Source organism: Streptomyces sp. NPDC030814 (genome assembly GCF_055572155.1).
Map to the genome: position 1 here is coordinate 16,015 of NZ_JBVIDX010000036.1, position 21,212 is coordinate 37,226.

Sequence of the window (21,212 nt, forward strand, 5' to 3'; positions counted from 1 at the left end):
ACTTGATGCCGCATCACTTGGCGGCGGTATTCAGGCCAGTGCGGCTGCCTGCTTCGACCGCGAGGCGCACCTGGTGGGAGGACGCCTCCTGCCGGTTGTTCGTGCGGAACCAGCTCTTGGCGGGATCGCCGTTGGCGGGGGTCATGGACCAGAACAGACCCATCCCGTCGGCTCCTCGACAGGTTGCTGCCTTGGGCTCGGCATGACCCAGATCTACGATGCCCTTGTCGTCGGCGTTAAGGACGGCGCGCTCCGTCCAGGTCATGCTGTCGGCGTCGGCGTCGGCGTCGGCGTCGGTGGCGCGTGCTGTGACGGTGATTTCCTCCCCAGAGGCGAGCCCGCCGATCCTCCAACTCAGGTCACCAGGGCCTGTCCGCCGGATCATGCCGGCGGCCCACCGGCGCTGAATCGCTGTAGCGACCCGCCAGACAAGGAACTGGGCGGAGCAGGTTGAGTCCGTCGATAAATACCTCGACATCGGGCGCGGTGATCGGGGACGCTTCGCGCGATGACCAGAATCGATGACACGCCGCTTGCGTGGGACGAGCGCACTCAGCTCACCACGTTTCTCGACTACGCACGTGACACCGCCCGCGCCAAGTGCAGTGGTGTCACTGCGGAGAACGCACGCAAGTCGCTCCTGCCGAGCTCACCACTGATGACCATGAGTGGAGTGATCAACCACCTCCGCTGGGTCGAGTACTACTGGTTCCAAGTCGTCTTCCTCGGCGAGGAAGACCGGGGCCCCTGGACCGAGGAGGACCTCGACCGCGAGATGCGTATCGCCGTCGACTTCCCGCTCACGCAGTTGCTCGACGAATACGCCGAACAGAGCTCCCGCTACCGCGAACTGGTCGCCGGGAACGTCCTGGACAAACAGGCCCAGCGAGCCGTCCGCAACGGCCTCCACGTCGACCTGCGCTGGATCCTCCTCCACCTCACCGAGGAGACGGCCCGCCACAACGGCCACTTGGACATCCTGCGCGAGATGCTCGACGGCACGACCGGCGATTAGATCCGGCGGAGATCACGGGCGGAGGCAGAGTCGGATCGAGGCGACGGTGACGGCGCCGTGGAAGATGTAGCCGCGCTTGTCAAACCCCGTGGCCACGGCCCGGGAGTACTTCAACGTGTTCATCGCCCGCTCGACTTCGTACCTTTGCTTGCAGATCGTCTTGTCGAAGCCTGCGGGTGCGGCCGCCCTTGCTGCCCCTTCGTTGGCGGTTGGCCCGCTGGTTCTTCGTTTCGGGGATGGTGTGCTTGATCTGGCGTCGTCGCAGGTAGCGGCGGTTGCGGCGGGAGGAACACGCTTTGTCGCCGCCGGGGTGGTCGGGCCCCGTGCGCGGGTCTCTGCCACCGAGGCGGCCAACACGGATGCGTTCCATGACGGGAATGAGCTGCGGAGCGTCGCCCCACTCGCCCGGAGTGATCAGCAGGGCCAGGCGGCGGCGTCCGCCCTCAGGTCGAATCGAGGCTCACCATCGACCCGTCGATCCGGCCGTCCGCGTCGCGTCGGCCAGGACGGCAGCGAAGATCCCGTCCCATGTGCCGTCCGCCGACCAACGTCTGTGCCGTTCGTACACCGTCTTCCACGGACCGAAACGCTCAGGTAGATCCCGCCATGGCACCCTAACTTGACTCTGTCGGGGATCTTGTAGCCGCCGAGGTCAACTACCCAGGGTTCGCCAGGACTTCGGGCGAGGGATCGCGCGCTGGTCGAGGTAGTTCTGGAAAGCAGTCGGTCGGCGGGGCGTGGGGGCTTCCTCGGCCGGTGACAGTCCGCTGAGGCGCTCGATGTTGACGGCGATGGCCGTCAGGACGTGCTGGACGTGGGGCCTTGCCCTGTCCTCGGTAGTGGCAGCGCCGCATGCCGTGTCCGTGGGTGAACTCGTTGACCGTGCCCTCCACTCCGGAGCGGACCGCGTATCGGGCTTTCCACTCGGGCGTCTGCTGCTCGGCGCGGACACGGAGTTGCAGGTCACGGAGTTCGCGCGTGGGAAATCCCACGGTGCGGGCGCTGTCGGCGGTGCTGGTGCACTGGGCGCGAGCTGGGCAGGGACGGCACTGGCTTTTGGTGAACCGTGCCACGATCAGCGGGGCCGCGGTGGGCGAGGACGTCGGGTAGGGGCCGTGCCAGCCCGCGCTGACCTGCCCCTGGGGGCAAGTGACCTGCTGACGATCGAAGTCGATATGGAAGTCGTCCCGGGCGAAGCCCTCGCTCCGGCGGTGCTGGCGGGTGGGGTTGCTCTTCAGCGGCCCGGAGACGGTGACCTGGTGTTCACGGGCAGCTTGTTCCAGGTGAGGCAGGGAGGTGTAGCCGGCATCGACCAGGTGCTCGGCCGGCAGTAGCCCGCGACGAGCCAGGCGGGTGTGGATGCCGGGCAGGACCTGACTGTCGTGGGTGGTGGCCGCGGTGGTGGCGACATCCGTGATCACCTTGGGCCCGTCGGCAGCGCAGGTCTCGGTCAGATGAGCGACGAATCCCTTCCAGCTGATGATGTGCCCATGCCGTGCGTAGCGGGCGGAGGTGTCATAGGGCGAGACGATTGCCCGCGACGAGGGCGGCAACCCGGGTCCGCCTTCCTTCTCGGCGGTGCGCCAGCGCAGGTGTCCTGTGGCGTCACGGTGGTAGTTCTGCACCATGATCTGCCGCAGGGCCTGGATGCGAGGACCGGACATGCGGTGAGCTCCGTGCCGGTAGAGGTGTTCCAGGAGCCGGACGGCGTCGTTTCCGGTGGCGAGGATCCTGGTCTTGGGCTTGGTGGGGTTTTTGCCCAGGCGGACCGGCCGGCCGTAGCGCAGCCCCCAGTCCTCATCGACCAGCCCGTCGAGCAGGTGCGCGGACGTGCCGGCGACTTCTTCGAGTGCGGCGCGGACCGCTTCGGTGATCAGCTCCAGGCGGGTCAGGTCACGCACCGCGGCCAGGACGTGGGTGGAGTCGGTGCGCTGTGTGGTGCGCTCGCGCACCAGCCCGGCCTCCTTGAGACGGGCCAGAGCGAGGTCGAGGAGGTGGTCGGCACGGCCGTCCTCGGCGAGACGGTCGCGGAAGTCGGCCAGCACGCTGTGGTGGAAGCCGGGATCGTCCAGCTCCATGGCCATCGCGTACTTGAAGTCGATGCGGCAGCGGACCGACTCGGCGGCCTGCCGGTCCGACAGACCGAGCAGGAACTGCAGCACACAGACGGTGGCCAGTTGAGCGGGTGAGAGCCCGGGACGTCCGTCCCTGGGGTACCAGTCGGTGAAGTCCTCGTCGCACCACAGCCCGTCGAGGTGGTCCCGCACCCATATCGCCGTCGTACCGCCCGGGTTGCTCGCCCGCGCAACCTGCGCAGTCAGAGACGGGACCTGCTCACCGGAACGGGGACGAAGGGACAACGAGCACCTCGACAGCTGTATCGGTCGGCGGAACTACCCGAGCATGCCCGTCGATCTTGCTGTCGCACCGGGAAACTCTAAGATCCCCGACAGAGTCAAGCTAAGGGCTGTCCCGTAATTGCCGTTCGCCGTCTGTGCCGGCGGACTCTTGGATGCGTCGCCTGGCGGTTTCAGCGGCGGCACGGGGCAGGGCTCAGCCTTGCGGCTCCTGCGGCTTGACGTCGAGCTCGCGCAGACTTTGGTCCTTGAGTTCGGTGCGGGCCTCCGTACGGTGGCCACGGGCGATGTAGTCCCGCACGATCGCCTCGATCGCGTCCTGAGGCGATCCGATCCCCGCCAGGACCATCACTTCCACTACAAGTTCGGCGTCGAGACTGATATTGACCTTGGCCACCGTGCCCCCTCATCGCGTCGCATCCGCACTCTAGCTGCTCAGGGTTCCGTAGCTTGCGCTCAAGATTCGATCTCAGTGAAGGCCCCGGTGGGATGATCTTGCTGTGGCTGGTGTGATCACGGCTTCGGAGCCGTCCTAATTCCTTGGTAACGGGAAGCGGGGGAGCCACCAGTCCGTTCGAGCGGCGGGGACTGAAGCCCTTCACTCATCCCTGCCTTCCACAGTGCAGGCGGTGGCAGCCTCGCGGGCACCGAACGTACGCCTGGAGCCGTGTGGGCACTCGATCCCTTTATCCAGAGCGGCGGCGCTCGGTGTCTTCGAGGCCGCCACCGTCAATACTGGCCGCTTGATCACTCGTTGGTGTTGGTGGTGCGAGCCCGCTGCACGGTGACCTCCTGATACTCCAGAGCCGTCAGAGCTCCCGAGGAGACCGGGGCCCGTGGGGTGCGCTGGTGCCACGAACGGCTAGTGAGGTGGCGGCGGACCGGATGGTCGAGTCCTGGAATTAGGTCGCTGTGTGGCCCGCGTGCGCTCGCAAACAGCGCAAACACCGCACCTCTGGGGAGGAAAGATTTGATCTACTGCGGCATCGACTGGGCCGAGAGGACACACGACGTTGCCTTGGTCGACGACACCGGCCAGCTACTTGCGAAGCGACACATCACCGACGACGCGGCCGGATACAGGAGCCTGATGGATCTGCTCGCCGAGTACGGCGACACGGAGGAGACCTCGATTCCGGTTGCGATCGAGACCTCTCGCGGTCTGCTGGTCGCGGTGCTGCGGGCAGGCAGGCGGAAGGTGTTCGCGATCAACCCGATGGCTGCCGCCCGCTACCGCGACCGGCACGCGGTCTCCCGCAAGAAGTCCGACCTCGGCGACGCCCTGGTCCTGGCGAACATCCTGCGCACGGATATGCATGCCCACCGGCCGCTGCCGAACGACAGCGACCTGGCCCGCGCCATCGCCGTACTGGCCCGCGCTCAGCAGGACGCGGTCTGGAACCGGCAGCAGGTCGCCAACCAGCTCCGCTCGCTGCTGCGCAAGTACTACCCCGCCGCTCTGGAGGCCTTCGCCAAGTGGGACAACGGTTTGTGCCGACCGGAGGCCCGCGAGCTGATGAATCTCGCGCCGACACCGGCCAAGGCGGCGAGCCTGACTCGCACCCAGATCACGGCGGCTCTCAAGCGTGCGGGCCGCAAGCGCGGCATCGAGTCGGACGTCGCGCGGCTGCGTGAGGCATTCCGCACCGACTGGGCCCGTCAGCCCGAGCTTGTCGAGGACGCGCTCGGCAAGCAGGCGCTCGCGCTACTCGGACAGCTCACGGCCGCCTGCATCGCCGCCGCGGACCTCGCCCAGGCCGTCGACGAGGCGTTCCCGCAGCACCCGGACTCCGAAATCATCCTCAGTTTCCCCGGCCTCGGTATCCAGCTTGCCGCCCGGGTGCTGGCCGAAATCGGAGACGACCGCGCCCGTTTCGCGGACGCCCGCGGCCTGAAGGCCTACGCGGGCGCCTCGCCCGTCACCTGGGCCTCCGGCAAGAAGTCCAGCATCACCAGACGATGGGTGAAGAACGACCGGCTCAACCACGCGGGCTACCTCTGGGCGTTCTCGGCGATCACTGCGTCGCCCGGTGCCAAAGCCCACTACCGGCGGCGACGTGACGACCACGGAGACTGGCACGCCGCTGGCCAGCGCAGTCTGTTCAACAGGATGCTGGGCCAGCTCCACCACTGCCTCAAGAACCGCCGCCTGTTCGATGAGCACACCGCGTTCCCGGCCCCGCAGGCCCCAGCACTGGCGGTCGCGTAGGTGATCCCGCTCACGACTCCGCCCCGCGGAGGTCGCTCCGCAGCGTGTTTGAATCACCGGATGATCGACTGGTCCACACTCCACGACGCCTACGGCCCGGTACACGAGATCCCCGGGCTGCTGGACCGAGCCATCGGTCGTGACCAGGAGGCCATCGACCGGCTTTGGGGGCGCTTGTGCCACCAGGGGACGATCACCCCGGCGAGCATCGCCGCACTGCCGCAGCTGGCGGACATCGCGAAGACCGAGGACGCCGGGGACTGGGCGCTCGATCTGGCCGGAGCCATAGCGGGTGGCCTCCTTCAACATCACGGCGCCGACGAAGAAGTCGCTCGCTGTGCGGCGACCTTGGCCGAGCTTCACGTCATGGCCGCCGCCCGGCTGCGGTCTGGTCTGGACGGAAAGATCTACCTGAGCCGGCTGCGGGCCATGCTCGCGTTCGACGGCCAGATCTTGTGGTTCGAGGCCCTGGACGACTTCACCGATTCCTTCGTCTCTGTCGCTTGTCCGCACTGCGACGCACCGGTGACGATCGCGGTCGGCGACTACGGTTGTTACTCCTCGATCCGGGACTGGAATCTGGGGGATGTCGACCAGGTCCCGCTCCGGCCGGCCGTCCCGCACGAGCTGACAGGCATCGGGAGGATGTTGCACGAGTCGGCCGTACGGGATGGCCAGCAACGGCTCGCCTGGGGCCTGACGCACCTGTTCGGTCAGGCGGAATGCCCAGGATGCGGGAGCGTCTTCGGCATCGCAGACGAGTACGCGGCCGCCAATGCACCCGCCCCATGGGACTTCGCCCGCGGCCACACCAAGGACGCTTTCTGATGACCACCGGCAGGGCCCTCAAAATCGAACAGTGAGCTCGTGCCCGCTGTCCCGACTTGACGGCTTGGCACCGTGAGGTGTCTGGATAGCCCCGTTCACCGGGCTGAGCCCGCATCAGTTCGGCAAGCTGATCACCGCGCTGCGGCGTGAAGGCGCGGACTCCGTCCGCAAGGGCAGGCCATGGAGCCTGCCGATAGAGGACAGGATTCTACTGGTCGCCGCGTACTGGCGCACGAACCTCACCCTGCGGCAGCTCGCCCCGCTGTTCGGCATCTCGAAGTCGGCCGCCGACCGCGTCGTCGACCACCTTGGGCCGTTGCTGGCACTACAGCCCCGCAAGCGGTTCCGCAGGGACACCGTGCTGATCGTAGACGGCACACTGGTGCCCACGCGTGACCACACCGTCGCCGAGCAGTCGAAGAACTACCGGTACTCGACCAATCACCAGGTCGTCATCGATGCCGACACCCGGTTCGTCGTCGCTGTCGGCCGGCCGGTGCCCGGCAACCGCAACGACTGCAAGGCGTGGGAACTGTCCGGTGCGAAAGACGCCGTCGGCAGGACCACAGTGATCGCGGACGGTGGCTACCGGGGCACCGTGCCTGGTCATCCCGCACCGCCGCGAGCCCGGCCAGGGCGAACTCCCGGCCTGGAAGGAGGAGCACAACGCTTCCCACCGCAAGGTCCGCGCCCGTGTCGAGCACACCTTCGCCCGTATGAAGACCTGGAAGATCCTGCGTGACTGCCGCCTCAAAGGCGACGGCGTCCACCACGCGATGCTCGGCATCGCCCGCCTGCACAACCTCACCGTGACCGGATGACCGAGAAACAACGCTGGTCAATCGGCATGCCACAGATCATTTACGGGACAGCCCTTTAGATCGGCGCCATCGGGTCTTGCCCTCTACGGAGGGCTCTACGGGCGTCTCCTGATTTCGCGACTTGCCTCATCTATCTCAGCGGCGTGCCTGCGGGCCTGGTTTGCTATGGAATTCGGGTCGCTGGGCGGCGGACGGTAACCGTAGCGCATGCCCCGAAGCCTCTGTTCGTAATTCTCAAGGCGGCTTTCCTTCTCGGCTATTTCACGATCGATGAACCCGGTCACTTCATCTCGACGCCATTTTTCCTGCCTTTTGTCCCTGAGGCGCGCCAGATCACGTCGGGTCCAGCTGATGAGTTCTTCCAATTCACTTTCCGAACCCGTTTCCCGTCTCCTCTTATATTGCGCCTATGCGGCCTGGAAGGTCCCAGTCCAATGCTGGATCAGTCCCTGAAGTCTTATCGCCGTCATCATCGCGGTAGAGCCGAGCCTGACGACGATTCCGCTCGTTCTCAAGATTCTGCTGGGTGAACCGCCGAGCATCGTCGACGACCGGGTTACTGGCTCTATAGGCGGAAGTCGACAACGTTTATCGACGGTTTCGGGCAACACTTAGCGATCGCGAAGCTCGGAAGTATCGACGAGAACTGGCAACGCGCGTTGCTGGCCTACTTCGTTGAAACGCTACCAACAGTTGTAGTTCACGGTCCGAGGAGCCGGAGCACGTGTGGCCAACTGTCCGCCTTCGCACGGGCGTTCGCTGTGCGGGTTCCGCCCAGGTGGCTGCCTCCGCCGCCGGGGAGGTAGGGGAAGTCCGCGACGTCGTGTCCGGCCTTTGGGTAGAGCAGGGCCTTGTGCTTGTGTCCGGTCGCGTTGCGTTCTTGTGCGATCGCTTCGGCGGACGGGAGCGAGCCCCACACCGGGTCGTCGCCGCCGGCGATGGCCAGCACGGTGCCTCGTACGTGGTCAAGCGGGATGGGGATGAGCTGCAGGTCCTTGCCGTTCTTGGTCCATGCGGCCTGTCCTCGCCCGCAGCTGGAGCAGTCGCGGTAAAAGGCTCGGTTGGTGTTGCGGTTAGGCATGTAGACCACGGCATCGCGGACGAGGTCCGGATAGTACTGGGCCATCAGCTGGGCTGCTTCGGAGCCGCGGGAGCCACCGATCACCACGAGACGCTGAGCATCGGCCTGCGGCAGGTTGCGCAGAAGCCGGGCGGCGGTGGCGAAGTACTCCAGGGAGATGTCGGCGAGGTTCTTGGGCCGTCCCTGGCAGTCGAAGTAGCACAGGGCCAGGGTGGGGTGGCCGCGGGAGGCCAGCAGGGTCCCTGCGAGCGGGGAGCCGAGGCCGCCCTCCGAGCCCCCGAGGAGCAGGACCGGCGCACGCCGAGGCCCGCGCGAGGGAGGTAGGAAGAGTTCCCCGCGCAGCTTGTCGCGGGCCACGGTGAGCTCCTTGCGGTGCACCCCGCTCATGGCCCATGTGCGGGTCAGCTGTCGCTCCGCGATGGTGCGGCTGCCTGCTTGGACCGCGAGGCGTACCTGGTAGGAGGAGACCTCTTGCGGGTCGTCGGTGCGGAACCAGCTCTTGTCGGGATTGCTCTTGGCCGGGGTCATGGACCAGAACAGACCCATGCCGTCTGCTCCCCGATAGGTCCCTGTCCTGGGCTCGGCACGATCCAGATCTACGATGCCCTCATCGTCGGCATTAAAGACGGCGCGCCCCGTCCAGGTCATGCCGTCGGCGTCGGTGGCGCGTGCCGTGACCGTGATTTCCTCGCCGGGGGTGAGCCCGCTGATCCGAGTGTGCACCGGCTCGTCCGCCAGGCCGACCGGCTTGTCCAGGTGGAGGGTGGCCGTCCGGCTGTGTGTGACATTCGGTTCTCGGCCTCCGGAGCAGCCTGTGGTGGCCAGCAGGATCAGTGCTAATGCTGCCGCGTAGGCCGCGGTTCTTCTCGCCCTCTGCATGGGTGCAGTGTGATCGTCCGATGTCTTCGCAGGGAAGGGGGAGAGATAAGCACAGTGACCTTCCGAGGTCAGGTCACGACGGCATCCTGGGCTCGGGCGGCCCGGGCGCTGGCGAGTTGGTAGGAGTCGGTGCCGGTCTCAATGATGTTCCCGCCGAAGGTGAGGCGGTCGACGAGGGCCGCGCAGAGTCGCGGATCGGTGAACGTCCTGGTCCACCCGCCGAACGACTCGTTGGAGGCTATGGCGACGCTGTTCTTCTCCTCGCGTTCGGTGAGCACCTGGAACAACAGCTCAGCGCCCCTGCGGTCCAGCTCCATGTAGCCGAGTTCATCTATGCAGAGGAGATCAACGCGTCCGTAGCAGGCGATGGTCTTGGTCAGAACCTTCTCGTCCGCAGCCTCGACCAGCTCGTTGACCAGCTTGGTGGTGAGGGTGTAGCGGACGCGGAAGCCCGCCATGGCGGCCTCGGTGCCGAGCGCGATCAGCAGATGGGACTTGCCCGTGCCGGAGCCGCCGATCAGGCAGAGCCTTTCGACCTCGGGCCAGGCGCTGACCTCGGTCTGTGGTCCGGCCAGTTCGAGGATCTGTCACCGGACGTCCCGCGCACCAGCGAGGTTTGCCTGGCCATCGACGGTGGACCCGACGAGCTCAACGCGATCTTTGAGCAGTGGAAGTCCAACGGGGTCACGATCCTGCGCGAGCCTCATGATGCGGGGTTCGGGCTGACCTTCCTCGCAGCCGATCCTGACGGGAACCGTATCCGCGTCGCACCGCGGGACTGAAAGGCCGCAATGCGGCAGACGCGCACGATAGGTGTCGCGCCTGCCGTCGTCTGACTTCGAGAGGACGACGAGTGCCCCACGCGTGCGCCCCTGAGGGTCGAGGTGATGCGGGACTGCAAGACCGGCCGAAGGAGTGGAGCCAGGATCCTCCTGGCTCCACTCTGCGGTGGGGTCGTGTCACTGGAACTGTGCGAAGAACCTCCAGATCTCTGCTTTGGTCCAGGTGGCGACGCCGCTGTCGCCGCCGGAGCCGTCGACCGGACCGGGTGCGTGGCCTCCGTCGAACGCGGCCCACTGGACCGGGAATCCGGCACGGCAGCCCGAGTAGGTGGTGGTGATGTGCGTTCGGCTGCCCGGCGCGGGCTCGCGCGGGCTCTGGGCGGCGCAGCCGTTGTTGCGGACGAATCTGTCGCGCAGGGACCGTCCTTGCCCGATGTTGAGGACGGAGTCGCTGATGCCGTGGATTCCGAAGTAGGCGATGGGCTGGCTGCCGCCAGTGCACCCGCTGATCTCAGCACCGGATATGACCGCGACGGCCCTGAAGACGTTCGCCCGGCTGCATGCGAGGGCGTAGCTCATACCGCCGCCCCAGCTGAATCCCGTGGCGAAGCGCTGTGCCGGGTTGACACAGAGGCCGCCCTCGATGCGCCGGATCATGTCGTCGACGAAGGTGACGTCCTCACCGCCCGAATTGGCCCAGCCGTTACCGAGGCCCTGGGGGGCGACGAGGATCGCGCTGTTGTTGGACTGTTCCTGTTGGCCGTAGTAGGACCAGGCGTTCCCGCTGGTGCCGCCCGATGCGACGTCGCCGGCGGTCCCGCCTCGCCAGTGGAACGCGAAGATCAGCCGGTAGCGGTGGTTGTTGTCGTAGTTGGCGGGCACCCTCAGGATGAAGCTGCGGCTCTTGCCGCCGCTCTGAATCGTGTGCGTACCGCTCGCCAGAGTCGGTGCGCTGCCGCATCCGCCGCCACCGCCACCGGACGACAGCTTGATCATCTGCCATTGCTGGTTGGCGCCGCCCCCGTCGGTGTACTGGACGACGTTGCCGCCGTCGGCGGTGGAGGCGCCCTGCACCTCCACCGCCTTGCCGCTGTTGCGGTTGATCAGCCGGACGTGGCCCGCGTCGGAGTCGGCCAGGCGGAACTGCTGGTTGGCCCCGTTACCGTCGGCCCACTGCTGGATCGCGGCACCGTCGGCGGTCGAGGCGCCGGCCACGTCCAGAACCTTGTCCGAATGCCGGGCCTTGAGGCGGTAGTAGCCGCCGCCGGAGTCCACGAACTGCCACTGCTGGTTGGCGCCGTCGTTGCGCGTCCACTGGCTGACCCGCGCGCCGTCGGCGGTGGACACTCCGGAGACGTCCAGCGCCTTGCCGCTGTTGCGATTGACCAGGACGTACCAGGCATTGGTGTCCACCGTCGCCGCCTCGGCGGGCGCCGGATTCACCACGGCGAGCATGCCGATCGCGAGGGTCGCGGCCACCAGGGCTGCGATCCGGGACCACCAGCGATGTCTTGCTGGAGTGGCGAGGAAAGCCGCATCGTAGGCCGTCATCGATTCACCCTTCGTTTGGGGCGGGCTCATCAGGTGCGGGTCCAGCGTTGGTTGCTGCCGTTCGAGCAGGAGGAGAGCTGAATCAGGGTGCCGTTGGCGGTGCCGCCTGCGGCGGCGTCGAGGCAGAGGCCGGACTGGACGCCGACGATGGATCCGTCGGAGTTGAGGCGCCATTTCTGGTTGTCGCCGCCCCAGCAGCTGTAGATCTGGACTTTGGTGCCGTTGCCGGTGCCGGCGGCGTCCATGCACTTGTTGCCGTAGACCCTGAGCTCACCGGCGGCGGTGTATGTCCACTGCTGATTGGTGCCGTTGTGGCAATCCCAAAGGTGGAGCTGAGTGCCGTCGGTGGTACTGGTGCCGGGGACGTCCAGGCAGCGGCCCGAACCGACACCCTTGATCTGGCCGGAACCCGAAGGGGGCGTAGGGGTGCCGCCGTTGAGTGCGTTGAGGACGGCTGTGTAGGCGGGCTTCTTGCTGCCGTCGCGGTTGAACAGCAGCGGCGTGTGCTCCGGTCGCCAGGAGTCGGAGTCGCGCACACCCCAGACGGTGATGCCGAGGCAGCGCGGTACGGCCAGACAGTCGTTGGTCACGTTGGCGTAGGTCGTGGCCGAGGCGCCCTGGATGTCGAGTTCCGTGATGGCCACATCGACGCCGAGGGCGGCGAAGTTCTGCAGGGTGGTGCGGAAGTTGCTGTTGTAAGGGCTGTCGTTGTTGAAGTGCGACTGGAAGCCGACGCAGTCAATCGGTACGCCGCGCTGCTTGAAGTCCCGGACCATGGCGTACATGGCCTGGGTCTTGGCCCAAGTCCAGTTCTCGACGTTGTAGTCGTTGTAGCAGAGCTTGGCGGCCGGGTCGGCTGCCCGCGCGGTGCGGAAGGCGACCTCGATCCAGTCGTTGCCGGTGCGCTGCAGGTTGGAGTCGCGCCGGGCTCCCGAACTGCCGTCGGCGAAAGCCTCGTTCACGACGTCCCACTGGACGATCTTGCCCTTGTAGTGGGTCATCACGCCGTTGATGTGGTTGATCATCGCCTGGCGCAGCGTGCTGCCGCTGAGGCTCTGCATCCAGCCCGGCTGCTGGGAGTGCCAGGCAAGGGTGTGACCACGCACCTGCTTGCCGTTCTGTACCGCCCAGTTGTAGACGCGGTCACCGGCGGTGAAGTTGAACTGGCCCCGCTGCGGTTCGGTGGCGTCTATCTTCATCTCGTTCTCGGCCGTCACCGAGTTGAACTCACGGCTCGCGATCGCCGTGTACGCCGAGTCGCCAAGCCTGCCCGAGGCGATGGCGGTGCCGAAGTAGCGGCCGCTCTGCGCAGCCGCGGCTCCGAGCGTGCTCTCGGCGGCGTGTGCGGTCGGCGGCGCGACCAGTGTGGCGACCGCGCCGAGGACGCCGACGACCAGCGCCGGCAGGAGGCCCCGGATCTTCCGGCGGACAACGGGTCTGGGAAGAGCATGCAAGCCCATGACGGTGCCTCCAATGTAGACATCACGGAATGACTGGAGCGCAGGGGAAAGCGTCGTCCGCTCCCACTCGGCAGACGGACGGTGAGAAGGGGCATCCGGGCAGCACGGATCACGGGACACCGCGTCATGGGACGGAGACGATCTCCAGCGGCACGGACGGCGCCCGGTCGGCCGCGACGGCGGGCGGCAGCGGTGTTTCGACACAGACACGGGGGCACTCCATCGCGGCTCAGCCGGGGGACCGTCACGCGGCGTCGCGTACCTCTCCGACTGCACGAAGAGCCAGGCTGCGCTGGTGCGAACCTCACCGGAACAAGAACAAAACCGGGTGGCGCAGGTGCTGCGGTGCACGGATCTGCGGTGCAGTAGTGCCTGGATCTGCCGTGCAGCGCAGTTTGCTCAGGGCCGACGCCGTTGGAAGTCTCGACATACGGCCGGTCACCCAGAGACGGAGGTTGATGGATTGACGATGAATCGTCAATACTCATCACAGGGAATGTTTCCGTCGTCCATTCGAAACATTCGGAACCTGTCCAGCCGGACTGCGCCCCTTCGGGCGCCGACTGCGTGGGTACTTGGCCTGGCGAGCCCCCAGCGCGGACTCCCCGGAGAACTTCCGGCCGAGGAGCAGTTTGTGGACAGATCGGCGACAGGGCTTGACCGGAGCGCCTCACATTCCTAGCTTGTGACAACAAAGATTCGGGAAGTGCATCGAAAGTTTCGAGGCCCCACTCAACCAGCCGAAGCCAGAAACGATCAGAGCCAGTAGAACGACTGGGGCAGCAGCAACCAGGAGTGGCAGCTCGTCAAGGTCGGCGCCGGCAACCCCGGCTTCCGGCAACCCCGGCTCGTCGGCCTTCCGGCGACATACCACCGGTCGTCAACGGGCGCGCCGGCGCAGCCCAAGCCGGGATGCGTTTCGCTCAAGGACTACACCGTCGCCCCGTGCAAACGGCAGGCAGCTCGTGTGTGCGACGACGCACGACACGGGACGAGTTGGGCTCGATGCACTTCGGCCTGTTCACCAAAACTGGTCGCAGATGAGTTCACGAATGCACCTCTGCACCTGCCTGTCAGTCCACTCCCTTAGGGCTGTCCCGTAATCCCCGGCGGGCGCACGACGCCGGCTACGGCACCTCGCCGCGTTGTCGGAACGCCCGCATACATCCAGTATGCGGACGCCCCTCCGCCTTGCGATGCACCGCATCCGACGCCGTGCGCTGATCCACCGCGGATTACGGGACAGCCCTTTGCCAGACCTGACAACCCCGCCCCAAAGGTTGGGCCCGGACCCTCCTCGATCGCCCCGCCGGTCCGCGACGAGCCGCGCCCCCGTTGTGTCCACCAGCCTGCCGACTTGCCAGGTGTGTGCTCCACCCGGAACCGACCGTCGACCCAGCAGATGTTCGCGCTGATCCCCGGTAGTCGTCGGACGCCTGCACGAGTGCCGTTGGTCGGTCCGTGTCCCTCGCTCCCACCGTCTACCCGCGCAGGGTGCTGACCAGGAAGGTATTGGGGCGCCGCAGCCACGGCCGCGTGGAAGTCGTCGTCTGCCTGGCTGAACACATCCACCTGACCATGGACGAACCTGTGCCGCACTCCTGCGCGGCTCGTTCGATCGGGTGCGGTTCAGCAGGCGTGACACAGGTGGCAGCGAGACTGCTGGCGGGCCATCTCCTGGATCCTGCGGAACTCGAACAAGCATGATCCGAATCAGGCCTGGCGGGCCGGACCTCACGCACTCCCGTGGCGCAGCCAGCGCCAACTCGAGCCCCCTCACCGTCACCCTGACCACCGACTGGTCGGGCACAGTGAGAACACTTCAGGAATCCTGCGATTGCTCAGGCGAGGAGAAGCACCGAAGAGAGGGAGAACGCTCGGGCCACGCGGTTGGGGAATCATGAGACTCGGGTCAAACGAGCGGCGTAACCGGGGAGGACGGTTACGGACGGGCTACGGAGAGGCGGCCTTCGAAGGTGAGCCGGAGGCGTTCAGCGCGGTCTTCCAGCGCATGGGCCAAGCGCGCATGGGCCAGCGGGCCTGTCGGCCCGCTGCCCGCGCTGCAGCTACTGGGGCGGCTTCCACTCCTACCAGGGCCACTGTACGAGTTGGCGCGTAAGTCATGCAGCGGCCGATCGGCATTCTTCGCCCCAGCGCACCAAGCCCTGCTCGGCCTTCTGATGCAGTAGCAGACGGATGCGGGGGGACTCAGAGTCCCTCCTCGCATCACCGTTCACACCAGTTCTCAGTTGGTCAGGAAGCAGTTGACCGCGTTCCCGCCCGCCCGCGTCAGCTCCTCGAAGGTAACCAGAACGGGCGGTCTTTCACCGTGCTGGTGGGTGGCTCTCGACAATTCACCAGGCGTGGGCGCACGGAACACGGGGTCATGGAAAGTCACCGGACAGACGACGAAGGCCAGGTGCCGAAGACCAGTTCCAGGCCATGGTGATACGTGAGCGTGTGCCCGGCGAGCCGCCAGGTCAGTCACCGGCCTTCTTGTTGAACCATCCGAGCGACTGGCCGACGGCCGCGCCGGTAACGAGGATGCCGGGAGGAACGATCGTGAACCAGGTGGCATCGGCTTTCATGGCCGCGAGCAGGGCGATGGCGCCGATGGCCAGTGCCAGGAGCACGAGCATGCCCAGAAGGACACGAATCTTGGAAACCAACGCAGGACTCTCCAACGTTCAGCTGGGCTCTATCGACTGGACGGCATGCGCTACCCGTTGGGCCGACGGTGACGGTTGCCCGGTAGGGACGCAGCAAGTTCCCCGGCGTGACACCACGGCTCGTCCGGAAGCACATGGGGCGAGTCTCCGAACGCAGCCTTCCGGGGGCGACAGTAGAACTACGTAATAGACGTACGTAGGTTCATCCCCCGGGGCGGGGCAAAGCAGCGGCCAGGCGTGCGGTGAGCCGTTTACCACCTCATCTGTCGGATAGGCGGTTGGCCGGCCTCGGCTTTCGGGGCGTGGTCCTGGTCATCCCGCACCGGAGAGAAACCCTCCCCGTCAACGCGGTCGGCCCCGCCGCCGTCCGCACCCCGATCCACGAGGAATTCATCCCGAAGCCCGACGTCGACTCCGTGCTCGAAGGCTTCAACGACTTCCACGACTTCCACCCGATCGGCCGGACCGGCACCCCCCGACGACGTGGCGGCCACCGTCGCCTTTCTGCTGTCGGACCGGGCCGACCGGGTCACCGGCGCCGTCCGGGACGTCGACGGAGCCGTCATCGCCGGACGCACCTGACGCTCACTCAACCCGCGGGGCAGGCCAACCCGGGCGGTGACGCCCGGGGGGCTTCCCTGCTCCACGCACCCCGACGGCCTCGTTACGCAGACGTCTTCCGGACCGGGATTGTCAGGCCGCGCGCATGCGGCACCCGGCAACTCGACGTCAGCCGTTCTACGGGCTCGTCACCTCCGGACGGACCCCAGTTGCCACGCCCGCAGCTGGTCGAGGGTGGCGGTGCCGCGCTCGGCGAAGACCTCGACGCCGGTGCTGGACGGGTCGGGGAAGATCTGGTCGGTGATCACGGCCTCGCCGTTGCCGCCGAAGACCTCGACGGAGGACCAGTCGACGAGGACGCGCAGCTTTACTTTGCCGTTCCTGGGCTTCAGGGGTGCGGTCTGGACGCCGGTCGAGAAGGTGTTGTGGAAGTCGACGGCGCCGGAGCGGGAGCGGTCGACGTACAGCTCCTGGGCCGTGGCGTCGTAGCCGATCACGGTCTCCTCTCCGCCCGCGCCGGTGCGGACCTTGAGGCCGAACCGTTCGGCGTCCTTGAGCAAGAACGTGGCCTCGATGTCGAGTGCCCTGCCCTTGCCTGTACGGTTGAGTAGGGCCTTGGAGGTGTTCTTGACGGTGACGCCGGATGCCGTCACAGGGCGCTGGTTCCTCAGGGACTCCAGGCTGCCCACCGGCCTGCTGGTCAGCCGGATCCGGCCGTTGACCGTGCGCAGGGCCATCTCCCGGGGGATGCTCTGGGCGCCGCGCCAGGGGGTCGTGGGTACGGAGCCGGCGTAGTCCCAGTTGTCCATCCAGCCGATCATGTAGCGCTTGCCGCCGGGTGCGTCCTCCCATGACACGGCCGCGTAGTAGTCCTTGCCGTAGTCGGTCCAGTCGGCTCGCTGCAGCGCGGACCTGGCGGGCTTGTCGGCGGCGGTGAACTGGTCGGCCAGGACATGACCCCAGCCGCCGGTGTTCATGTCGACGACCTGGATCCGTGCCCGCTTGCCGCGGTAGGGGCGCAGGTCGAAGGAGGCCCAGTCGAGGGTCTCGCTGTCGGCGCCGGTGGCGCTGCGTACGACCTCGCCGTCGACGATCAGGTTGACGGACGTCTCCGCGGAGACCTGCGGCGCCTTGGTGTCGGAGAGCATGATGTGGTCGACGTTGAGGTGGCCCCAGCCGCCGGTGTTGTCGTCGACGATCCTGATCCGCGCCTTCTTTCCGGCGAAGTCGCCGACGTCCCAGGTCGCCCAGTTGAGCGCTTCCACGTCCCTTCCGGTGGCGCTGCGGACGACCTGGCCGTCCACGAGGAGCTCGATCGCGGTGGGGTTGGCGGAGCCAGCCGGGTGGTTGCCGCCGCCGATGAGGAAGTTGACGTACTTCTTGTGGAGGGTGAACTCGGGCGAGGTGAGGGTGCCGGTGGTGGAGTCGCCGTTCAGGAAGGTGTTGGCCAGCCCGTCTCCCAGGAAGCCGGAGACCTGTTGCTGGCCGGGGAGGGTGCCGGTGGCCGGTGCGGTGCCGAAGGCGTCCCCGGCCGCCGTCCAGTCGCCGTACGTTCCGCCCTCGAAGTCGGCCAGGATCGTGCCCTCGGGCGGAGTCCGATCCAGGGCCGTACCGTCCTCGTGCGGATGCCGCCCTCCACCGATCTTGAAGTTCAGGTAAGGGCTGTCGACGGTGAAGAAGGGGGAGGTGAGGGTGCCGGTGGTGCCGTCTCCGTTGTGGAAGCTGTTGGCCAGGCCCTTGCCCTCGAAGCCGGTGACCGCCCCCTGCCCGTCCACCGCCCCAGCCGCCGGCGCCTGGCCGAACGCGTTGCCGGTGGTGGTCCACGCACCGAAGTCGGTGCTCTCGAAGTCCTGCACCACCGTGCCGGTGGGCGGGGTGTAGGTGCCCTTGTCCTGGGCGGTGAACTTCTTGCCGTCGAAGTCGCCGATGAAGTACTGCGAGCCCGACCCGCCCGCGATACCTCCGGGGTTGATGTTCACGACCAGGACCCACTTGATGTTCTTCTTGTCCCCGTCGACCGCCAGGGGGAACAGGTCGGGGCACTCCCACACGCCGCCCGTCGCGCCGGCCGGCCCGAACTCACTGAGCAGGCTCCAGTCCTTGAGGTTCTTGGACGAGTAGAACTGCACCTTGTGCTCTTCGGACAGCGAGACCGTCATGAGCCAGCTCTTGGTCGGCGCGTACCACTGGACCTTGGGGTCTCTGAAGTTCTTGGAGCCGATGTCGATGACGGGATTGCCCCGGTACTTGGTCCAGGTGCGGCCGCGATCGGTGCTGTAGGCGAGGGACTGGGCTTGCTTGCCGCCGTTCTTGTAGGCACTGGTGTAGATCGCCACCATCGGCGGGTTCTCCTTCGTGCCGAAGCCGGTGGTGTTGTTCCAGTCGACGACCGCGCTGCCGGAGAACACCATCTCCTCGTCGTCGTGCGACAGGGCGAGCGGCAGCTCCTCCCAGCGCACGAGGTCCTTGCTCACCGCGTGCCCCCAGGACATGTCGCCCCAGGAGTTGCCGTTCGGGTTGTACTGGTAGAAGAGGTGGTACTCGCCCTTGTAGTACACGAGCCCGTTGGGGTCGTTCATCCAGTTCTTCTCCGGGGTGAAGTGGAACTGGGGTCTGTAGGTCTCGGCGTACGGCGGGGTGTCGGCGGCGACCGCTCCGGGCGCGAACGGGGCTGTCGACAGGGTGCAGACGGTCGCCACCGCCGCCATCAAGCGCAGGGAGGCATGCCGGGATACGCGTGCAGAGCTCATGATGACTCCTTGTCCTGCGGACCGTCCGCGCAGCGGTGAATGCGGCCCTGGCGCGGGCGGACCGAAAGTGCCGACTCGGTGACCGCGACGTCCACGCAGCCGCCTGGATGTCATCGTTGACTTATGTCATCGATGACATCGAGTGCCCGATTATGAAGCGCGATACGGTCGGCGCGTCAACGGTTCGGACGCGAATTGCTCCGACACCGAACTCCGCCCCCCCGAGTGCGATGTCGGTCGGCGGTAGCCGCGCCGACGGGTTCGGCATGGCGCGGCTGGGATGGCATCTGGGCAGGTCGGGGCGGTGACGCAGGTGACGGCCGAGGGGGTATCCGCAACACCGGTGCGACTGCGATCGACCGGTTGCCGAGTTGCTTCCGGCCGGTTGACCCTGCGTGCCCGCAGATCCTGCCGTCAAGCCCTCCAGGGCGCGTTCGACGGACGGGGTGGCTGTCAGGTTTCCGCTGAGCCAGGATCCGTCGCCAAGGGGGCACCGGCTTCGCCGTTGAGAAGGCGCCGGGAGTGAACTGCCCGCCGTCGGCATCCGCGTCGTCGGCGCAACGCACGATGCGCGGGTCGCGCTGCGCGCGCCCAGGGGCGCGGGATCGGTCCTCAGCGAGTGTCAGATCCATCATGCCTGTTCGGAGTTGGTTTCGGTAGGACGGAGCGCACGTCCGTTCGGGCTTGTCGCTGGTGGTGGTCCGCCCGCAGACTCGTCGTCATCCACTCTCCGACGTCCGTGTCGGCACCCGTTCTGGGCTGCCGACGCGTTCGCTGTGCTGTCTCGCCGCGTGACGGATGGGCCGGGGGGTGAGGGAGCGAAGGGGGATCGATGGATCAGGAAATGGTTCTGCGGGCGAAGGTCAAGCTGCTCGGCACCAACCGGCGGGTGGTGCGGGGCGTCGAGGGGCTGTGGATCTACCGCCTGCTGACGCAGGTCGAGCCGGAGGTGTACGGGTCGAAGCTGGCGTACGTCCTGGTGGAGGCCAGCGCCTCGCCGCTGGTGCGGGAGCTGCCCGGGCAACGGCTGGCTCTCTTGGACGAGGCGGTGACAGTGGCGACGGCCCTCGACCCCGCGAATCCCTACCGGGACAAGGTGCTGGCGAGGGCTCTGGCCGCCCGGCGGGAACTTGACGGCGGGCAGGCTGCGTAGCAGGAAACGCCGGACCCGGTGCGCATCAGATGCGGTGCGCACCATCTTCCCCTGGCAGGCCCGCGGTGCTGGGATCCGCACCGCGGGCCTGGTCCAAGGCGGCGGCCCTCAGCTGCTCCGAGGTGTCCGCGACCGCCCAGGGGACCTCGGCAGGGCGCAACGCAATGGCCAGCCACGAGACAACGGCAGTCCGCGGCCTGCGGCCCGCGAGAGCGCCCTGGCCAACTACAGCTCGGTGCCACACCCTCCGCGATGATCGCGGTCCGGCATCGGCACCCGGTGGAAGGCCACATCGTGGTGACGCGGAGGCATTGGATCTGGAGATCGCGCTCAGCAACATCAACAACACCCGACAGAAGCTCAAGCGGCAGAGCGAGCGCAGAGTCCCGGTCGGGACCGAGCAGGGCTTGTGCACCCAGCCGCGGCCGTTGCCACCCGGCGACACCGCGGTCAGCCCGCTTGCCCCTCCGGAAAGCGCGAAACAAACATCGATCTACCCGCCACCTCTCAGCTCCTCAACTGCATCGATCACGCTGTCCACCACCTCGGTCACCGGCTTGGATGCATCGATGATCGTCGCGCCACGGCTTTCGTAGATCGCTCGCATCCGAGGATTCCACTTCAGCGCTGCCGCGAGTTCCTCGGGATGTTGACCGAAGGGGTTCGTGGTGCGGTTCGCGAGCCGGTGGCGGAGGGTGGCCTCGTCGATCACCAGGCACACGATGACGTCGAAGAGATCGAGGACGTCTGCCTCGTTCTCCGCCGACCCGCACAAGAACGCGATGCGGGAACCGGACTCATCGACGAGGGTCTCAACGTGCTCGCGGACAATCTCCCACCCGTATGCATCGAGCCACCTCTCGGGAACCGGGTACGGGGGATCCCTTACGACCTCGCCGTTGGCTCGGCCGATCCAGCGACAGAAGCCGTCCTCATCGGCGTCGAAAGCGACGTGGCCCCGCGCTCGTAACCCCCCGCAGACGGTTGACTTACCAGTCCCTGCATTGCCCGTTACCCACACCAATGTCACGCCGCCAACGTAGACGTGACCACCCCCGGACTGCTCCGACAAAGCCGCGGATCGCGCTGCACGGCA

At 66.9% G+C, this 21,212-nt stretch carries 14 protein-coding genes and 5 pseudogenes; 7 read left to right on the plus strand and 12 right to left on the minus strand.

Features of this window, described 5'->3' with window-relative positions:
• Window positions 1-13: 13 nt before the first annotated feature.
• Window positions 14-385: an acyl-CoA thioesterase/BAAT N-terminal domain-containing protein gene (locus ACZ43N_RS39670; RefSeq protein WP_468104313.1), complete on the minus strand. Its 372-nt coding sequence runs from the start codon at window positions 383-385 to the stop codon at window positions 14-16.
• A 123-nt stretch (window positions 386-508) separates the two neighbouring features.
• Here ACZ43N_RS39670 and ACZ43N_RS39675 point away from each other — a divergent pair, with 123 nt between their 5' ends.
• Window positions 509-1,015, plus strand: a complete 507-nt coding sequence (locus ACZ43N_RS39675) for a DinB family protein (RefSeq protein WP_468104315.1) — start codon at window positions 509-511, stop codon at window positions 1,013-1,015.
• Window positions 1,016-1,532: 517 nt separating this feature from the next.
• On the opposite strand, the pseudogene ACZ43N_RS39680 reads toward ACZ43N_RS39675, so the two are convergent.
• The 3 genes and pseudogenes from ACZ43N_RS39680 to ACZ43N_RS39690 form a co-directional block, all read right to left on the minus strand.
• Window positions 1,533-1,622, minus strand: a pseudogene (locus ACZ43N_RS39680) (transposase); the annotation flags it as partial.
• 49 nt (window positions 1,623-1,671) lie between these two features.
• Window positions 1,672-3,282, minus strand: a complete 1,611-nt coding sequence (locus ACZ43N_RS39685; protein ID WP_468104317.1) for an IS1182 family transposase — start codon at window positions 3,280-3,282, stop codon at window positions 1,672-1,674.
• A 286-nt stretch (window positions 3,283-3,568) separates the two neighbouring features.
• Window positions 3,569-3,769: a type II toxin-antitoxin system VapB family antitoxin gene (locus ACZ43N_RS39690; protein WP_356935954.1), complete on the minus strand. Its 201-nt coding sequence runs from the start codon at window positions 3,767-3,769 to the stop codon at window positions 3,569-3,571.
• 573 nt (window positions 3,770-4,342) lie between these two features.
• On the opposite strand from ACZ43N_RS39690, the gene ACZ43N_RS39695 reads away from it, so the two are divergent.
• The 3 genes and pseudogenes from ACZ43N_RS39695 (at window position 4,343) to ACZ43N_RS39705 (ending at window position 7,230) form a co-directional block, all read left to right on the plus strand.
• On the plus strand, window positions 4,343-5,581 hold the full coding sequence (locus tag ACZ43N_RS39695; RefSeq protein WP_468104319.1) for an IS110 family RNA-guided transposase: 1,239 nt from the start codon (window positions 4,343-4,345) through the stop codon (window positions 5,579-5,581).
• Between the two features lie 60 nt (window positions 5,582-5,641).
• A complete protein-coding gene (locus tag ACZ43N_RS39700; protein WP_468104321.1) occupies window positions 5,642-6,409 on the plus strand; it encodes a hypothetical protein in 768 nt (255 codons plus the stop codon).
• Between the two features lie 85 nt (window positions 6,410-6,494).
• Window positions 6,495-7,230: pseudogene (locus ACZ43N_RS39705) on the plus strand (transposase).
• Between the two features lie 700 nt (window positions 7,231-7,930).
• On the opposite strand, the gene ACZ43N_RS39710 reads toward ACZ43N_RS39705, so the two are convergent.
• Together ACZ43N_RS39710 and ACZ43N_RS39715 are read right to left on the minus strand one after the other, a co-directional pair.
• Window positions 7,931-9,190: an acyl-CoA thioesterase/bile acid-CoA:amino acid N-acyltransferase family protein gene (locus tag ACZ43N_RS39710; RefSeq protein ID WP_468104323.1), complete on the minus strand. Its 1,260-nt coding sequence runs from the start codon at window positions 9,188-9,190 to the stop codon at window positions 7,931-7,933.
• A 68-nt stretch (window positions 9,191-9,258) separates the two neighbouring features.
• Window positions 9,259-9,717 (minus strand): annotated as a pseudogene (locus ACZ43N_RS39715) (ATP-binding protein); the annotation flags it as partial.
• Between ACZ43N_RS39715 and ACZ43N_RS39720 the strand changes: the two are divergent.
• Complete coding sequence (locus ACZ43N_RS39720; protein WP_468104325.1) at window positions 9,679-9,972, plus strand: VOC family protein; 294 nt, start codon at window positions 9,679-9,681, stop codon at window positions 9,970-9,972. The pseudogene ACZ43N_RS39715 and the gene ACZ43N_RS39720 sit on opposite strands and share 39 nt — an antisense overlap.
• Window positions 9,973-10,149: 177 nt before the next feature.
• On the opposite strand, the gene ACZ43N_RS39725 is transcribed toward ACZ43N_RS39720, so the two are convergent.
• Window positions 10,150-11,454, minus strand: coding sequence for an RICIN domain-containing protein (locus ACZ43N_RS39725; protein WP_468104365.1), 1,305 nt, complete (start codon window positions 11,452-11,454; stop codon window positions 10,150-10,152).
• A gap of 98 nt (window positions 11,455-11,552) precedes the next feature.
• Window positions 11,553-12,983 (minus strand): endo-1,4-beta-xylanase, encoded by a 1,431-nt coding sequence (locus tag ACZ43N_RS39730; protein WP_468104327.1) that lies wholly within the window; start codon window positions 12,981-12,983, stop codon window positions 11,553-11,555.
• A 769-nt stretch (window positions 12,984-13,752) separates the two neighbouring features.
• Between ACZ43N_RS39730 and ACZ43N_RS39735 the strand changes: the two are divergent.
• Window positions 13,753-14,032: pseudogene (locus ACZ43N_RS39735) on the plus strand (non-reducing end alpha-L-arabinofuranosidase family hydrolase); the annotation flags it as partial.
• 438 nt (window positions 14,033-14,470) lie between these two features.
• Here ACZ43N_RS39735 and ACZ43N_RS39740 read toward each other — a convergent pair.
• From ACZ43N_RS39740 to ACZ43N_RS39750, 3 genes and pseudogenes are all read right to left on the minus strand, one after another.
• Window positions 14,471-14,684: pseudogene (locus ACZ43N_RS39740) on the minus strand (FCD domain-containing protein); the annotation flags it as partial.
• A gap of 779 nt (window positions 14,685-15,463) precedes the next feature.
• Window positions 15,464-15,622 carry a hypothetical protein gene (locus ACZ43N_RS39745; RefSeq protein ID WP_468104329.1) on the minus strand — a complete coding sequence of 53 codons (159 nt, stop codon included), beginning with the start codon at window positions 15,620-15,622 and terminating at the stop codon, window positions 15,464-15,466.
• A 779-nt stretch (window positions 15,623-16,401) separates the two neighbouring features.
• Window positions 16,402-18,963, minus strand: a complete 2,562-nt coding sequence (locus ACZ43N_RS39750) for a GH32 C-terminal domain-containing protein (protein ID WP_468104331.1) — start codon at window positions 18,961-18,963, stop codon at window positions 16,402-16,404.
• Between the two features lie 832 nt (window positions 18,964-19,795).
• Here ACZ43N_RS39750 and ACZ43N_RS39755 point away from each other — a divergent pair.
• Entirely contained in the window at window positions 19,796-20,116 is a 321-nt protein-coding gene (locus ACZ43N_RS39755) for a hypothetical protein (protein ID WP_468104332.1), read from the plus strand.
• Between the two features lie 493 nt (window positions 20,117-20,609).
• Here ACZ43N_RS39755 and ACZ43N_RS39760 read toward each other — a convergent pair whose 3' ends face one another.
• A complete protein-coding gene (locus ACZ43N_RS39760; protein WP_468104334.1) occupies window positions 20,610-21,146 on the minus strand; it encodes an AAA family ATPase in 537 nt (178 codons plus the stop codon).
• Window positions 21,147-21,212: the final 66 nt, after the last annotated feature.

Bases quoted from the DNA above. Each gene is read 5' to 3' on its own strand.
- ACZ43N_RS39670 (WP_468104313.1), bottom strand. From the start codon at position 385: ATGATCCGGCGGACAGGCCCTGGTGACCTGAGTTGGAGGATCGGCGGG.
- ACZ43N_RS39675 (WP_468104315.1), top strand. From the start codon at position 509: ATGACCAGAATCGATGACACGCCGCTTGCGTGGGACGAGCGCACTCAG.
- ACZ43N_RS39700 (WP_468104321.1), top strand. From the start codon at position 5,642: ATGATCGACTGGTCCACACTCCACGACGCCTACGGCCCGGTACACGAG.
- ACZ43N_RS39710 (WP_468104323.1), bottom strand. From the start codon at position 9,190: ATGCAGAGGGCGAGAAGAACCGCGGCCTACGCGGCAGCATTAGCACTG.
- ACZ43N_RS39720 (WP_468104325.1), top strand. From the start codon at position 9,679: ATGGGACTTGCCCGTGCCGGAGCCGCCGATCAGGCAGAGCCTTTCGAC.
- ACZ43N_RS39730 (WP_468104327.1), bottom strand. From the start codon at position 12,983: ATGGGCTTGCATGCTCTTCCCAGACCCGTTGTCCGCCGGAAGATCCGG.
- ACZ43N_RS39745 (WP_468104329.1), bottom strand. From the start codon at position 15,622: ATGCTCGTGCTCCTGGCACTGGCCATCGGCGCCATCGCCCTGCTCGCG.
- ACZ43N_RS39750 (WP_468104331.1), bottom strand. From the start codon at position 18,963: ATGAGCTCTGCACGCGTATCCCGGCATGCCTCCCTGCGCTTGATGGCG.
- ACZ43N_RS39755 (WP_468104332.1), top strand. From the start codon at position 19,796: ATGGATCAGGAAATGGTTCTGCGGGCGAAGGTCAAGCTGCTCGGCACC.